13 protein-coding genes are annotated in these 14,791 nt (G+C 72.7%); 7 read left to right on the top strand and 6 right to left on the bottom strand.

Annotation, left to right across the window (positions count from 1 at the left end; all coding sequences use genetic code 11):
- Positions 1-93 precede the first annotated feature (93 nt).
- From ABZ463_RS06780 to ABZ463_RS06795, 4 genes are all read left to right on the top strand, one after another.
- Positions 94-1,014, top strand: a complete 921-nt coding sequence (locus ABZ463_RS06780; RefSeq protein WP_362773793.1) for a lytic polysaccharide monooxygenase — start codon at positions 94-96, stop codon at positions 1,012-1,014.
- Between the two features lie 127 nt (positions 1,015-1,141).
- A complete protein-coding gene (locus ABZ463_RS06785) occupies positions 1,142-3,136 on the top strand; it encodes an ATP-binding protein (RefSeq protein WP_362773796.1) in 1,995 nt (664 codons plus the stop codon).
- Entirely contained in the window at positions 3,133-3,786 is a 654-nt protein-coding gene (locus ABZ463_RS06790; protein WP_352010482.1) for a response regulator transcription factor, read from the top strand. Before ABZ463_RS06785 ends, ABZ463_RS06790 begins: the two co-directional genes overlap by 4 nt.
- A gap of 78 nt (positions 3,787-3,864) precedes the next feature.
- The gene (locus ABZ463_RS06795; protein WP_352010481.1) at positions 3,865-5,172 is read left to right on the top strand and encodes an alpha/beta fold hydrolase; all 1,308 of its coding nucleotides are present in this window, start codon (positions 3,865-3,867) and stop codon (positions 5,170-5,172) included.
- Between the two features lie 18 nt (positions 5,173-5,190).
- Here ABZ463_RS06795 and ABZ463_RS06800 read toward each other — a convergent pair whose 3' ends face one another.
- From ABZ463_RS06800 to ABZ463_RS06820, 5 genes are all read right to left on the bottom strand, one after another.
- On the bottom strand, positions 5,191-6,018 hold the full coding sequence (locus tag ABZ463_RS06800) for a DUF4253 domain-containing protein (RefSeq protein ID WP_352010735.1): 828 nt from the start codon (positions 6,016-6,018) through the stop codon (positions 5,191-5,193).
- 181 nt (positions 6,019-6,199) lie between these two features.
- Positions 6,200-7,774, bottom strand: coding sequence for a beta-N-acetylhexosaminidase (locus ABZ463_RS06805; protein ID WP_362773801.1), 1,575 nt, complete (start codon positions 7,772-7,774; stop codon positions 6,200-6,202).
- Positions 7,771-8,610, bottom strand: a complete 840-nt coding sequence (locus ABZ463_RS06810; protein WP_362773804.1) for a carbohydrate ABC transporter permease — start codon at positions 8,608-8,610, stop codon at positions 7,771-7,773. The genes ABZ463_RS06805 and ABZ463_RS06810 overlap by 4 nt, the downstream gene beginning before the upstream one ends.
- Positions 8,607-9,566 carry a sugar ABC transporter permease gene (locus ABZ463_RS06815; protein WP_352010478.1) on the bottom strand — a complete coding sequence of 320 codons (960 nt, stop codon included), beginning with the start codon at positions 9,564-9,566 and terminating at the stop codon, positions 8,607-8,609. The genes ABZ463_RS06810 and ABZ463_RS06815 overlap by 4 nt, the downstream gene beginning before the upstream one ends.
- A complete protein-coding gene (locus ABZ463_RS06820) occupies positions 9,563-10,825 on the bottom strand; it encodes an extracellular solute-binding protein (protein WP_352010477.1) in 1,263 nt (420 codons plus the stop codon). The genes ABZ463_RS06815 and ABZ463_RS06820 overlap by 4 nt, the downstream gene beginning before the upstream one ends.
- 156 nt (positions 10,826-10,981) lie before the next feature.
- Between ABZ463_RS06820 and ABZ463_RS06825 the strand changes: the two genes are divergently transcribed.
- From ABZ463_RS06825 to ABZ463_RS06835, 3 genes are all read left to right on the top strand, one after another.
- A complete protein-coding gene (locus ABZ463_RS06825; protein ID WP_352010476.1) occupies positions 10,982-11,788 on the top strand; it encodes an IclR family transcriptional regulator in 807 nt (268 codons plus the stop codon).
- A gap of 103 nt (positions 11,789-11,891) precedes the next feature.
- Complete coding sequence (locus ABZ463_RS06830; protein WP_352010475.1) at positions 11,892-12,836, top strand: sugar kinase; 945 nt, start codon at positions 11,892-11,894, stop codon at positions 12,834-12,836.
- Between the two features lie 84 nt (positions 12,837-12,920).
- Positions 12,921-13,559, top strand: a complete 639-nt coding sequence (locus ABZ463_RS06835) for a maleylpyruvate isomerase N-terminal domain-containing protein (protein ID WP_352010474.1) — start codon at positions 12,921-12,923, stop codon at positions 13,557-13,559.
- A gap of 182 nt (positions 13,560-13,741) precedes the next feature.
- Here the strand turns inward: ABZ463_RS06835 and bla are convergent, their stop codons facing one another.
- On the bottom strand, positions 13,742-14,719 hold the full coding sequence (gene bla / locus ABZ463_RS06840; RefSeq protein WP_362773811.1) for a class A beta-lactamase: 978 nt from the start codon (positions 14,717-14,719) through the stop codon (positions 13,742-13,744).
- Between the last annotated feature and the right edge of the window lie 72 nt (positions 14,720-14,791).

Consider the following 14,791-nt stretch of genomic DNA (forward strand, 5'->3'; position numbering starts at 1 on the left):
GAAACTGTTAGGAAACTTACCTAATAATTAACCCGTAATCATGGGCCTGACCTGCACGTTCTCCGCCCTTATACCCCCCAGGAGAAGCCCTTCATGAACAATCGGAAGCTTGGTGCGATCGCCGTCGCGGCGGCCGTACCCGTCCTGCTCTCGACGGTCATGGCCGGTTCGGCGTCCGCCCATGGATCGATGGGAACACCCGTCAGCCGGGTCTACGCCTGCTATCTGGAGAACCCGGAGTCGCCCGACACCCCGGCCTGCAAGGCCGCCGTCGGCAAATGGGACACCCAGCCGCTCTACGACTGGGACGAGTTGAACATCGGCACCGCCAACGGAAAGCACAGGGAGATCATCCCTGACGGGCAGCTGTGCAGCGCCGGACGCGCCAAGTACCGGGCCTACGACGCGGCCCGCACCGACTGGCCCTCCACGGCCATGCCGACCGGCGGCGGCGCCTACACCTTCCGCTACCCCTACACCGCCGACCACCCCGGCACCTTCGAGATCTACATCACGAAGGACGGCTTCGACCCGCTCCAGCCGCTGAAGTGGTCGGACCTGGACTCCACCCTGCTGGCGAAGGTCAGGAACCCGTCCAAGGTCAACGGCGAGTACGTCATCCAGGGCCAGCTGCCCCCGAAGACCGGCCGCCACATCATCTACTCGATCTGGCAGCGCTCGGACAGCGCCGAGGCGTTCTACACCTGCTCCGACGTGACCTTCGGCAACGTGTCGACCCCATCCCCGACCCCGACCGCCACGGCGACCGCGACGGCGACGCCCACGGTGACGCCGACGCTCACCCCGACCCCCACCCCGACCGTCTCCCCCTCCTCGACGCCCACGCTGACGACGACCGCGACGCCGCCCGCGCAGCCCTGGGCCGCCGGTGTCTCCTACTACGCCGGGAGCGTGGTGACCTACGGCGGCTCCGCCTACCGGTGCCTGCAGGCGCACACCTCCCTGCCCGGCTGGGAGCCCGCCAACGTCCCCGCGCTCTGGCAGCGCGTGTGACCCGGTACCCGCCGTACGGGCCGTGAGGCCGTAGGGCACGCGAGCCCCTCCCATCGGCTCCCGGGCGCGGGGCCGGTGGGAGGCTCGTTCTTCCGGACATCACGGGCGAACCCGGTAGCGTGAGCGCGTGTCACTGACCCTCGGCTGTTGCCTGGCCGCGCTGGTGACCGTCGCGGCGCTCTACGCGCTGGCCCTGTACGGCACGGCGGGAACCGCGGCGGCCGGGGCCGTCGCCGTCACCCTCGTGGTGGCGATCACGATCGGCGTCGTGAACGGAAGCCTCAGGGACGCCGCCGGCTTCGGCACGCTCGCCGCGGGCGCCGCCGCCGTCGTGTGGTCCCTCGGCCGCTCCCACCGGCGGCGCAGGACGGGCCGGGCCTCGCTCGCCGCCTACCGCGCCGCCTCGGCCGCCATCCCCAGACTCGCCGCGACCACCGAGCGCGACCGGCTGGCCGCCGAACTCCACGACGTGGCCGCGCACCGGCTGACCGGCATCGCGGTCGCCTCGGCCGCGGCCCTGCGGCTCGCCGACCCCGTCATGACCGCGGAGGCGACCGCCCACGCCGCCGAGGCGGGCCGTCTGGCCGTCGCCGAACTCGACCGCCTGGCCCGCATCGACCGGCGCGGCGGCGAGACGACGCTGGCCGACGTCGACGCCCTGGCGGGCCATCACCCCGGGGCCGACTACCGGCGCACGGCCGCCTCCGCGCCACCCGGGACCGCGGCGCTCGCCCTGCGCATCGTCAGGGAGAGCCTGACAAACGCGATGCGTTACGCCACCGGCGCCGCCGTACGCGTCCGGGTCGAGGAGAACGCGGGACACCTGGTGGTCACGGTCACCGACGGGGGCGGTCCCGCCGCCGGAGGGCTCGGCACCGGAACCGGCCTGGCCTCCCTCGGCAGGGCCGTACGCGCCGTGGGAGGGACGCTGAGCGCGGGCCCCGAGGGGGCCGGATGGGCCGTCAGAGCGGCGCTCCCGCTGCCCTCCCCGGCCACGGGGCCTGCTGCGCCCACCGCGCCCACCGCGTCTTCTACGTCCCCTGAGCCCCCGCGGCCCCTGTGGTCACGCCGTACGGCGGGCTGGCGGGGCGCCGCCGCACTCGACTGGGCCCTCGTGGTGCTGGCGGTCGCACTGCCCGCGGGATTCGGGCTGCTGGCCACGGAGGCGCCGCGGCCGTTCGTCTCCCCCGCCTCGGGCACGCTGCTGCTGGTCCTGCTCGTCCTGCACGCCCTGCCGCTGCGCGGGCGCAGGCTGGCGCCGAAGCTGAGCCTGGCCGTGGCGCAGGGGACGTTGCTGGCCTGGCTGGCGTGCGACGCGGCGGGGCTGACCGTGCCGCACTCCGCCCAGCTGGTCCTCGTGTGCTGGTGGGTCGAGCTGACGCTGCTGTACACCGTCGGCGCGTACGGCTCCCGCGGCTGGCCCGCCCCGCTCGTGGTCGCCGGGCTCGCCGCCTTTCCCCTCGTCCCGGGCATGACGGGCCCTCCCCTGGCCGTCTGGGCCACGCTGAGCGCGGGGATGGCCGTACCGACGGGGCTGGCGTGGGGGTCGGGGCTGCTGGTCGGCGGGCGCAGGCGCAGGCGGTGGCGGGCCGAGGCCCTCGACCGGGAACGCCTCGACCGCCGCACGGCCGAGGCCGCGGGCGCCGAGCGGAACCGGATCGCCGCGGGGCTGCGCCGTACGGCGGGGGCACGGGCGCGGGCCGTGGTCGAGGCATCGGAACAGGGACGGCTCGACCTGGTCCTCACCGAGTCCAGGGCCGGGCTCACCGCGCTCAGGGAGCTCCTCGACGAGCTTCGCGGCGGCTGCGACCCGGCGGACGACACGCCTCCCCCGGTCGTCGCCGGGATCGCGGCGCTGGCCGTCAGGCGCGGGGCCTTTGTCGAGCACGAGGGACGGCGCCGTCCCCTGCCCGCGACGGTCGAGGTGGCCGCCTACCGCCTGGCCGAGGCGCTGCTGGCCGACGGCGTGACGGTGACGGTGACCTACCGCGACGACGGCCTGGTGCTCTCCGGTCCCGGAGAGGCCAGGAAGGTGCGTGCCATGGTGGACGCGGCGGGCGGTACGGTCACCGAGACGAAGGACGGGATTCGGGTATGGCTGCCGGAGGTGTTCCCAGCGTGATCCGGGTGACGGTCGCCGACGACCAGGCGGTGGTCAGGATCGGCATCACCGCGGTGCTCGACGCCGAGCCGGACATGACGGTCGTCGGCCAGGCCGCCGACGGCGAGACCGCGGTCGCGCAGGCCACGGCCCTGCGCCCGGACGTGGCGGTGCTGGACATCCGGATGCCCGGGCTCGACGGGCTGGCCGCGACGGCCAGGATCACCGCCGAGGTCCCGGCGACGCGGGTGGTGGTCCTGACCACCTTCGGCCTGGACGAGTACGTGTTCGCGGCGCTGCGCGCGGGGGCGGCGGGGTTCATGCTGAAGGACGCCGACCCCGGGCGGATCATCGACGCGGTCCGGGTGGTCGCCGGGGGCGACGCGCTGCTCGACCCCGGGGTGACCCGCAGGTTGATCGACCGTTTCACCGGCAGGCCCGGCCCCGAGGAGGCCGCCAGGCTCTCCGGCCTGACCCCCCGTGAGACGGAGGTCCTCCTCCACGTGGCCCGCGGCCTGTCGAACGCCGAGATCGCGGCGGCGCTGGGCATCAGCCCGGCGACCGTCAAGGACCACGTCGCGCGGATCCTCGCCGAACTCGGGGTCCGCGACCGGGTGCAGGCCACCATCGCGGCCTACGAGGCCGGTCTGGTCCGTCCCGGGGCGCGGTGACCCCCCGCCGCGCGGCGGGGTGGGAAACGGTTCTCCGGCAGGACGATCACCTGGAGTGACGTTCCTAGCGTGAGTTCCATGACAGAACCATCCCCTTCCCTGCCCGCCTCCAGGGCGCCGCTCGTACGGCGCCTGGCCGGGGGCCTGCTGCTCGTGGTCACCGCCCTGGCCGCCTCCGCCGCCGGTGTGGCCGCCTTCCTCGGCACGGCCGCCGCAACCGCGTCGGTCCCGGCGCTGTGCGCGGCGGGCCTGGTCACGCTCGTGATCGTCGCGTTCCTGCTCGGCCTGCCCTGCCTCGCCCTGTACGGCGCGCGCCGCCGTACGGTCGCCTCCGCCGTGTTCGCGGCCGTGGTCGCCGTCGTGGTCGCGGGGACGGCCACCGTCACGGTGTTCCGGCCGCTGCCGGTGATCGCCCACGGCCCCGCCCCCGCCGGTGTCGGGTTCTGGGACCTGCCGACCGGCTCCAGGATCGCCTACGTCTCCCTCAAGGCCGCCAAGCCCCGCCCCACCCCGGTGATCTTCCTGCACGGCGGTCCCGGCACCCCGGACGAGGGACTTCCCGACAGCGGCGCGGAGCTGGCCGCGCTGGGCTTCGACGTCTACTCCTACGACCAGCTCGGGGCGGGCAGGTCGACCCGGCTCGCCGACGTCTCCGGCTACACCGTCGCCCGGCACGTCGCCGACCTCGACGCGATCAGGAAGACCATCGGCGCGGAACGGGTGATCCTGGTCGGGGAGTCGTGGGGCGGCTCGCTCACCGCCCAGTACATGGCCGCCCACCCGGACAACGTGGCCAAGGCGGTCTTCGTCTCGCCGGGACCGATCTGGGAGGGCGCCTTCCCCGGCGGGAACTACGGCAGCCCCTGGGACCGGGTCGCCCCGCAGGACCGCGCCCGTTTCGACGAGCTGAACGAGGAGCCGAGGGTGCTGGCCCTGTTCACGCTGATGGGGATCAACCCTGAGGCGGCGCACGCGCTGGTCCCCGACGCCGAGGCCGACTCCCACCTGCACCGGCTCGCGCTCGCCGGCAAGGACGGGACCGGGTGCACGGCGGGCCCGCCGACCAAACCGCACGACAACCCGCAGGGCTTCTACGTCAACCAGGTCACCAACGCCGACTTCGCCGGGATCACCGACCCCAGGCCCGCCCTGCGCCAGGTGCGGGTGCCCTCGCTCATCATGCGGGGCGAGTGCGACTACGTCGCCTGGCCGGTGACCCGCGACTACCGGCGCACGCTGCCGGAGTCGAGGCTGGTCTACGTACGGGGCGCGGGGCACGCCGTCGAGCGGGGGCAGCCGAAGGTGTACCGCTCGCTGCTGCTGGACTTCCTGCTCGACCGGCCGCTCGCGCTGCCCGACCACTCCTCGGCGCAGCCTCCGAAGTGACCCGGGCGCCCCGGACGGTCAGTCCCACCAGAACGACCAGGCGTTCCTCCCCGTGATCCGCTCGGCGTAGTCGATCAGCGTGCCCGAGCTGTAGGTGACGCTGTCCGGGCAGAACGTCCAGTGCTCCGCGGCGACGTGCAGGGCGTGCTCGGGGGTGACGGGGGGCGCGGCGACGCTGAGGTCCAGGGTGTTGAACCCCAGGCCGACGACCCTGGCCCCGAACCTGTCCTCCCAGCTGCGCAGGACGGCGGCCAGCGGGACCATCCACTCGTTGTGGTTGAGCGCGCCCTGCCAGCCCATGACGGCCAGCACGTCCGCGCCCCGCTCCGCGGCCACCAGGCCGAGCGGGGCCCTGCGCTCGGCGACCAGCCCGGCGTACCAGTCGGCGACCACGTCGGGATCGGCGACGAGACTGCCCGCGGGGGCGGGTCCCGGGCACTGCGGGCCGTAGGGGGCCAGCAGGTCCAGCTGGTCGGCTCGGGCCCGTTCCACCCAGTCCGACCACACCTCGGCCATGAACGCGTCCGCGCGGTAGTTGTCGATCTCGGCCGCGGCGTCGGGGGCGATCTGCCCGGCCGACCACGGCTGTACGGAGTCCTCAAGGAGCACCGGCCACAGCCCCGAGTGCTCGTGTTCGGCCCGCAGCCTGGTCCACAGGTCGGCGGAGACCGCCTCGTCACTGAGCCAGAAGGCCGGGAGATGGTCCAGCGAGAACTGCGAGTAGTCGGGGTCGGGCCACACCAAGTCTCCCGGGGGCAACTCGGCCGCGATGCTGCGTCCCTGCCCGCCGTCGGCGAACAGCTGGCCCAGCAGCGGCGGAAGTTGCCCACGCTCGCAATCGCTCATCCCCACCGATCCGATCCTGACCACGGACCAATTTTGGCGCGTCAGGCGTGCCGAGCGACAGTTATCCCCCTCACCGACGGTAAACGCCCAGTACAGGGCTCATAGGACGGGCGCCCCGCCCCCTCGCGCAGGCGCCTGCGCGTGACGAAAGAGGGCGGGGCGCGTGACGGACAGGAAAGCGTTACGGGTGGGCGGGCCCCTCGCCGACGCCGAACCCGGCGATCACCGCCTCACGGTCGGCCCTGCTCATCGGCCAGCCGGGCGCGTCGGGGCGGCTCTGCCACGGTTTCGGCCCCTCCTTCGGCCGGTACTCGACCCCCAGCGCGTCGAGCCTGGCCGTGTGGACCTCCAGCCTCCCGGCGAACTCCTCGTACGGCGTGCGCTCCGCCGCCCACACGACCTCGGCGAACGCGCACAGCCTGGGGAAGACCATGTAGTCGACGGCCCTGGCGTCCTCCATGTGCTCGGTCCAGACGTTGCACTGGGCGCCGATCACCAGGGGGCGGTCCCGCTCGTCCATGCCGGCGGGGACGGGGTCGAAGGCGTGGACGTCCCGCAGGGTGAGCGGCGGCCCGATCGGGATGGGCTCGTCGGGCGACTCCGACTGCCGATAATCCAGATAGACCGACATGTCAGGACAGGCGACCACCCGGTGACCGGCCCGCGCCGCCACCGTCGTCGCCTTGGGCCCACGCCAGGCCGCCACCGTCGTCCCCGGCGTCGCACCGCCCTCCAGGATCTCGTCCCACGCGTACGGCGTGCGCCCGGCGGCGGCGACGTGCTCCGCGACGGCCCCGATGAAGACGGCGCGCGCGGCCGGGTCCCCCGGGCACTCGTCCCCGCCGATGCCGATGTGGGAGGAGGGGAAGAGCTCCATGACCTCGTCCAGGACGTCACGGCAGAACTCCAGGGCCGCCGGCGAGGTGAGGTCGAGGATGTCCTCGGAGACCCCCCATCCGGTACGGACCTCCGTGGGCCGCAGCCCCAGCTCCGGATAGGCCGCGACGACGGCCTGGGTGTGGCCGGGCAGGTCGATCTCGGGGACGACGGTGACGAACCTCTCGGCCGCGTAGGCGACGATCTCCCGCACGTCGTCGGCGGTGTAGAAGCCGCCATGCGGGCGTCCGACGACGGTCTCGTGCTGGCGGGAGCCGAGCATGCTCGCCGGGCGCCAGCCGCCGACCGAGGTCAGGCGGGGATACTTGGCGATCTCAAGACGCCATCCCTGGTCGTCGGTCAGGTGCAGGTGGAGCACGTTCAGCCGGTGCAGGGCCAGCAGGTCGACGAAGCGCAGCAGGTCGGCCTTGGGCATGAAGTGCCTGGCGACGTCCAGCATGCAGCCGCGCCAGCCGTACGCCGGACGGTCCTCGATCTCGACGGCGGGGGCGGTCATCGGCGCGCCCGCGACGGGGGCGCGCCGCAGCGCGGCGGGCGGCAGCAGCTGCCGGAACACCTGGGCGCCGTTGAAGGCCCCCGCCGCGTCGCCCCCGGTGATCCACACGCCGGAGGAGGTGACCCGCAGCCGGTACGCCTCGGCCCCCAGGTCCGGGTCGAGGGCCAGGGTGAGGCGCCCCTGCTCGGGCCCCTGCGGCGGCAGCAGCGCGCAGCCGGTCGGCGGGCCGAGCGTGGCGCGCAGCCAGGCGGCGACCGACGCCAGCTCCCGAGGGGCGTCGAGCGCGGTCTCCGGGACCAGGGTGAAGACACCCGGGCCCGGCTTGACCGTGGACGGTCGCGGAAGCAGGCCGTGGGCGTTCAATCCTTCACCGCCCCGCCGAGCCCGGCCACCAGCCTGCGCTGGACGGCCACGAAGAAGATCAGCACGGGAATTGTCATCAGCGTCGAGGCCGCCATGATTCCCCCCCAGTCGTTCTCGTCGGGTTTGAAGAAGACCAGCAGGGCCGCGGGCAGGGTCTGGTTGCCCGTGGCCGAGATGATGAAGGTCCTGGCGAAGACGAAGTCGTTCCAGGCCGCGATGAAGGAGAACACACTGGTCGCCACCAGACCCGGCGCGACCAGCGGAAACAGGATGCGCCACAGCACGACGGGCCTGCTCGCCCCGTCGATCATCGCGGCCTCCTCAAGAGACTCGGGGACCGCGGCGACGAAGCCCCGCATCATCCAGACCGCGAACGGCAGGCTGAAGGCCAGGTGTACCAGGACGAGCGAGCCCAGTGTGTTGAGGCCGACACCGGGCACCGCCGTACCCAGGTCGCGGATCAGGAAGAACAGCGGGATGGTCAGCGCCTCGACGGGCACCATCTGCGCGATCAGGAACATGATCAGCACCGTGGTGCGGAACCTGAAGCGGAACCGGGTCACCGCGACGGCGGCCAGGAAGGCCACCACGCCGGAGAGCACGACGACGGACATGGCGACGACGAGACTGTTGAGGAAGTAGCGGCCGAAGTTCTCCCCGTCGAGCACCCGCTGGAAGTTCTCCAGGGTCGGCGCCAGGGTCCACGGACGCACCTGGAGCGACTGGATCTCCCCCGCCGGCTTCACCGCGGACAGGACCATCCAGTAGATCGGGAAGAAGGTGACGAACGCCGCGACCACCGCCACGACGTTGGCGACCAGGCGGGACCTGCTCACAGCTTCTCCCCGTTGCGGTGGATGGCGCGGATGTAGAACAGGGTGACCACCAGCAGGATCAGCGTCATGACCACGCCGATCGCCGAGCCGAGGCCGTACTCGGAGGAGCCGAAGGCCGTCTGGTAGGCGTAGACGTTGAGCACCGAGTTCTGGCCCGCGATGCCGCCCCCGTTGGTCATCACGTAGATCTGCGTGAAGATCTTGAAGTCCCAGATGATCGACTGGATGACGACGATCGTGATCAACGGCCGCAGCATCGGCACGATGATCCGCCAGAAGGACTGCCAGACCGAGGCTCCGTCGAGTGAGGCCGCTTCGAGCACCGAGCCGGGGATGGCCTGAATGCCCGCGTAGAGGGTCACCATGACGAAGGGGAAGGAGTGCCAGACCACGGTGACGCCGACGACGCCGAAGGTGATCCACCGGTCGTAGAACCAGTTGAAGCCCTCGATGCCGAGGACCTGGTTGACCAGCCCCAGGTCGGCGTCGAACAGGAACATCCAGACGGTCGAGCCGGTCATCGCGGGCGCCGCCCACGCGGCCATCGCGGCCAGCGAGAGCAGCAGCCGGGGCACCCTGCCCGCCCTGGTGAGCACCACGGCCAGCGCCGCGCCGACCGCGAGCGTCGAGACCACCAGCGCCGCGGCGAACACCAGCGTCTGCCCGAGCACCGACCAGAAACGGCCGTCGGCGGCCAGGAGGGCGTAGTTGCCCAGCCCCACGAACCGGGTCGGCTGCCCACCGCTGACCTGGGCCTGCCGGTAGTCGAAGACCGACAGCAGGCCGAGCATGTAGAGCGGGTAGCCGAACAGCGGCACCAGCACCGCGGCGGACGGCAGCAGGTAGAGCCACGGCCGCAGGCGGCCACCCCCGCGGGCCCGGAGTCCCGGGCCCGCGGGTACCTTCGGCGTCTTGGACGCCCCCGGTGCCACGGTCGCGGTGGTCGCCGAGGTCATGACCGGCCGAAGGCGGTCTTCACCGCCGCCGCGGCCTCGTCGGTCGCCTGCTCGACGGTGGCCTGCTTGGTGGCGATCTTCTGGAGCATGGTCGGGATGACCTTCTGGTTGTCGATCTTCACCCAGGCCGGGTCGATCGGCACGAAACGGGTGCCCGCGGCGACGGTGTCGAGGAACGGCTTGAGGAAGGAGTCCTTGGCCGCCAGTTCGTCACGCGCCGAGGTCAGGGTGGGCAGGTTGCCCATGGCCTCGTACATCTTGGTCTGGTAGGTCTTGCCGCCGAGCAGCTGCAGGAACTTCACCGCCAGCGTGCGGTGCCGGCTGTTCTTCATGACGCCGAGGTTGTTGCCGCCGGAGAAGGCCGGGGCGGGGGTGCCCGCCTTCGAACCGGGCAGCGGGATCACGGCGTACTTGCCCGCCGCGGCGCCCGCGTCGACCGCGGCGCGGTTGAAGTTGCCGAGGATGCCCATGGCCGCCTTGCCGCTGGCGAACAGTTCGACGGTCTTGCCGCCGGTCAGGCTCGCGCAGGCCTGCGGCGGGCAGACGTCGTCGCTGAGCAGGTCGGTGTAGGCCTTGACGCCCGCGCGGGACTCGGGGCCTGCGAGGTTCTCGATGTCGCCGCCGGCGTCCCAGACGAACGGCATGGCGCCGAAGGTGTACTCGCCGCCGACGGCGATGCCGTACAGGTCCGGCTTCTTCTTGCGGATCTCGCGGGCGGTCTCGGTCAGCTCGCCCAGGGTGGCCGGGGGCTTGAGGCCCAGCTCCTCGAAGACGTCGGTGCGGTAGTAGAGGGCGCGGATGCCGATGTACCACGGCAGGCCGTAGACCTTGCCGTCCACGGTCGCGGACTTCAGCAGGTCGGCGCCGACGTCCTTGCCCTCGGACCAGGCCGACAGGTCGGGGCCCAGGTCGGAGAAGCCGCCGGCGGCGGCGTACTCGGCCAGGTCGGTGTTGCCGTACTCGGCGACGTCGGGCGCGCTCGCCGGGTCGTTGAATGCGCCCTTGAACTTCTCGTGTCTGGCGGGGGTCGTCGGGATGTAGGCGACCTCGACCTTCACGCCCGCGTTGGCGGCGGTGAACTCCTTGATCGCCTCACCGACGACCTTCTCCTTGGGGGCGCGGTTGGGCTCGTCGAACAGCCACACCCTCAGGGTCCCGGACTTCTCGTCACCCCCGCTCGCGGCCGGGGCGGTCGACGGCGCGCACGCGGCCAGGGCCAGCAGGGCCACACCCGCGGCGGCCCAGTTCAGGATCTTCACAGGTCTCTCCTCCCGTTGGCGGCAGACCCTAAGAAGGGGGCGCCTGTCACCGGAAGGGGGGAATGTCCTTTGTTCTGCACTGCAGAACCTTGTGTCGCAAACTGGAAAGAAGACTTCCAATTCCCATAGTTTGTGGTTCGTGCCCGACTCAGCCTGATGACCACACGTGAGGGCGTGATGAACGAACCTGCGCCGGAACGCAACCAGTCAGCCTCGCTGCGGCGAGCCCTGGCGGTACTGGAACACGTCCGTGACCACGCGGGGGCGGGCCAGGGACTCTCACTCACCCGGCTCGCCGAGGCCACCGGCCTGTCCAAGAGCACCGTGCTCCGGCTGACCCTCCCGCTCATCGAGACCAGGCTGCTCGACCGGGACCGCAAGACCGGGGCCTACCGGCTCGGGCACGGCTCGCTCCACCTGGGCCAGGCCTACCTGTCCACGCTCGACCTGCGGACCGTCGCCGCCGAGGAGTCGCACCGGCTGATGACCGAGGTCAAGGAGACCGTCCACCTCGTGGTCTACGACCCTCCCGAGGTGGTCTACATCGACAAGGTCGAGAACGAGGCCACCGTGCGGATGGCCTCGCGGATCGGCAGCAGGGCTCCCGTCTACCGCACCGCCGTCGGCAAGGCCATCCTCGCCTGGCAGCAGGACGAGGACGTCGAACGGGTCGTGGCCGCCGGGATGCCGCGGATGACCCGCCACACCATCGTGGACGCCGACCGCCTGCGCACCGAACTCGGCCGCATCCGGCAGCGGGGCTACGCCGTCGACGACCGCGAGAACGAGCCCGAGGTGCGCTGCGTCGCGGCGCCGATCTTCAACCACGCCGACAGCGTGACCTCGGCCATCTCCATCTCCGGGCTCACCTCAAGGATCACCGCCGTCCGGGTTCGCGATCTGGGACCGTTGGTCGCGGAGACGGCGCTGCGCATCTCCAGGAAGCTGGGATCGACCCGCTGACCGTTCACAGACGGGGCCCGGCGTCGGGGGGGACGCCGGGCCCGTGGAGGCAGGGGACCGCCTCCACCCGCATGTCCGACGAGACCAAAAGGACCAACCTTTGATGATCGACCTGGTGACGCTCGGGGAGAGCATGGCGCTGTTCACCGCACGCCGTACCGGGCTGCTCCGGCACGCCCGCGACTTCGGCCTCGGTGTGGGTGGCGCCGAGTCGAACCTGGCGATCGGCGTCAGTCGCATGGGCCGCCGCGCGGCCTGGTTCGGCCGGGTGGGAGCCGACGAGTTCGGAGAGCTGCTGCGCTCGACACTGGCCGGCGAGGGGGTGGACGTCCGGGGAATGATCGTCGACCCCGAGGCGCCGACGGGCCTGATGGTCAAGAGCAGGCGGACCGCCGAACTGGTCGACGTGCGCTACTACCGCTCGGGCAGCGCCGGGTCCCGGCTCCGCCCTGGCGACCTCGACCTGCCGACGTTGCGCTCCGCCCGGGTGCTGCACGTCACCGGCATCACCCTCGCGATCTCCGCCTCCGCCGCCGAGACCGTGCGCGCCGCGGTCGCCGAGGCCCGCGCCGCCGGGGTGACGGTCTCGCTCGACGTCAACTACCGCCGCGCCCTGTGGAGCCCCGCCGAGGCCTCGGCCGCCCTGCGGGACGTCGTGGCCTCCACCGACGTCCTGTTCGCCACCGAGGCCGAGGGCGGCCTCCTCGCCGAGGGCGACGACCCGGTCCGCCTGGCCAAGTCCCTGTCCGCCCTCGGCCCCCGCCACGTGCTCGTCAAACGCGGCGCGCTCGGCGCCGTCGAACTGTCCGACGGGGTGCTGCGGCACGCCGAGCCGTACCGGGTGACCGAGCTCGACCCGGTCGGGGCGGGTGACGCCTTCGCCGCGGCCTGGCTCGCCGAGACCATGGAGGAGGCCGACCCGGAACGGCGCCTGGCCACCGCCTGCGCGGCCGGGGCGTTCGCGGTCACCTCGGAGGGCGACTGGGAGAGCCTCCCCCGCCGCCGCGACCTCTCCCTGCTCTCCCCCTCCGACGCCGTCAGCCGCTGACCGTCCGAGGCGCCCGCCCCCTGACCCGCCGACGGTTCCGTGGGACGCTTGGCACGCGAACAAGATCCGATCTGGAGGACGTGAATGAGCGGCATCAGAGACGACTTCCTGTCCGCGGCGCGTTCCGCCGCCGCCCTGCTGCGTGACCCCGCGGTCACCGCGGCGTGGGAGGAGCCGAGCGCGCTGCCGGAGTTCGGCGTCGGTGCCCTGGCCGGGCACATGGTCAACCAGATCCTGCTCGTCCCCCGGCTCCTTGAGGACCCCGTGCCCGAGGAGCCGGTCGTCTCCCTCGTCGATCACTACGGCCGCTCCCTGTGGGTGGACGCCGGCCTCGACGACGAGGTCAACGTCACCATCCGCCTGGGCGGTGAGCAGATCGCGGCCGAGGGCCCGCGGGCGCTGGCGGAACACGTCGACTCGGTCGTCGAGGAGCTGGCCGTACGGCTGCCCTCCGCACCGGAGCGGCCGGTGCGCTTCCCGTGGTGGGGGCCGTGGTCGCTGACGTTCGACGACGCCCTGGTCACCAGGACGGTCGAACTGGTCGTCCACTCCGACGACCTGGCGGTCAGCGTGGGCGTCCCGACGCCGCCGCTGCCGGAGAGCGTCGTGGACAGGGTGATCGTCCTGCTGTCCAAGGTGGCCGCGCGACGGCACGGCCCGACCGCCGTCCTGCGCGCCCTCAGCCGCGCCGAACGCGCCCCGTCGAACATCACCGCCTTCTGACACCTGTCCTGTCCAGGAGGGGCTTCCCAGGCCCTTCCCGGCACCTTCTCAAGCCGCCTTCCCGGCGCCTACCGGGGTGCCGTCCCGGGTGACCACCGGGCCGTCCCCCCGGATGCCTTCCGGGCATCTGTCCGGACGCCCTCCCGGGCGCCTTCACCGGCGCCCGGGTACGGCGACGCCGGTCACCGGGACGCGGGGAGCCTGCCGAGGGCACGGGCGAGGACGGTGGCGGTCTCGGCGACGACCTTCTCCTCGTACGGCGCGCCGGAGGCACGCCGGGTGGTGTAGACGGCCATGACCAGGGGCGCGGCCGACCCGGAGGGGCGGACGACGGCGATGTCGTTGGCGGCGCCGTAGGCGGCGCCGGAGCCGGTCTTGTCCCCGACGACCCAGCTCTTGGGCAGCCCGGCGCGGATGCGCGCCCCGCCGGTCCTGTTCGCCCGCAGCCAGCCCTCCAGCCTCGCCCTGTCCTCGGCGACGAGCGCGTCCCCGAGGACGACCGCCCGCAGGTCACCCGCCACGGCCGCCGGAGTGGTGGTGTCCCTTCTCTCGCCGGGACTCCAGTCGTTGAGCTCGCTCTCCCAGCGGTCCAGGCGGGAGACCGGGTCTCCCAGCGCGCGGAGGTATCCCGTCAGCCCGGCCGGGCCGCCGATCCGCCTCAGCAGCAGGTTGCCCGCCGTGTTGTCGCTGCGGGTGACGGCCGCCTCGCACAGCTCCGCGACGGTCAGCCCGTCCCTCACGTGCTTCTCGGTGACCGGGGAGTTCGGCTTCAGGTCACCGCGCCGCCAGTGGACGACGCGCTCCATCAGCCCGGGACTCGTGGTGCGGGCCTTGTGCAGTACGGCCGCCGCCGCCAGCGCCTTGAAGGTGGACAGCAACGGGAAGCGTTCGCCGGCCCGGTAGGCGATCGTCCTTCCGGTGCCCGTGTCGAGGGCGTAGGCGCCGATACGGCCCCCGAAGGACCTCTCCAGCGCGCGCAGTCTCCGGTGGGCGTCGGCCTCGGCGGACGGGCGTGCCACCGAGGCGCGCGCCAGGTGGCCGCCGGCGGTGACCTGGCCGTACGCGGCACTCGGGCCGTACGGGAGGGTACCGGCCAGGAACGCGAGCACGGGGGCGGTCGTCCTCAGGGCCGCCGCGAGGCGGCGGGGGCGGTTGCGCATTCCTCATTCTCACCCCCGCCCGGCCCCCGGGCCCGGCACGGGGCGGAGCCCTCCAGGTGACGACGGCGTGTC

Origin of the sequence: Streptosporangium sp. NPDC020145 (assembly GCF_040631275.1) — a bacterium.
In the GTDB taxonomy this organism is placed as follows: Bacteria; Actinomycetota; Actinomycetes; order Streptosporangiales; family Streptosporangiaceae; genus Streptosporangium.

What these genes read in the sequence shown, in the direction of transcription:
- ABZ463_RS06780 (WP_362773793.1), top strand. Translation starts at nt 94, where the DNA reads ATGAACAATCGGAAGCTTGGTGCGATCGCCGTCGCGGCGGCCGTACCC.
- ABZ463_RS06830 (WP_352010475.1), top strand. Translation starts at nt 11,892, where the DNA reads ATGATCGACCTGGTGACGCTCGGGGAGAGCATGGCGCTGTTCACCGCA.
- ABZ463_RS06800 (WP_352010735.1), bottom strand. Translation starts at nt 6,018, where the DNA reads ATGAGCGATTGCGAGCGTGGGCAACTTCCGCCGCTGCTGGGCCAGCTG.
- ABZ463_RS06815 (WP_352010478.1), bottom strand. Translation starts at nt 9,566, where the DNA reads ATGACCTCGGCGACCACCGCGACCGTGGCACCGGGGGCGTCCAAGACG.
- ABZ463_RS06825 (WP_352010476.1), top strand. Translation starts at nt 10,982, where the DNA reads ATGACCACACGTGAGGGCGTGATGAACGAACCTGCGCCGGAACGCAAC.
- ABZ463_RS06835 (WP_352010474.1), top strand. Translation starts at nt 12,921, where the DNA reads ATGAGCGGCATCAGAGACGACTTCCTGTCCGCGGCGCGTTCCGCCGCC.
- bla (WP_362773811.1), bottom strand. Translation starts at nt 14,719, where the DNA reads ATGCGCAACCGCCCCCGCCGCCTCGCGGCGGCCCTGAGGACGACCGCC.
- ABZ463_RS06795 (WP_352010481.1), top strand. Translation starts at nt 3,865, where the DNA reads ATGACAGAACCATCCCCTTCCCTGCCCGCCTCCAGGGCGCCGCTCGTA.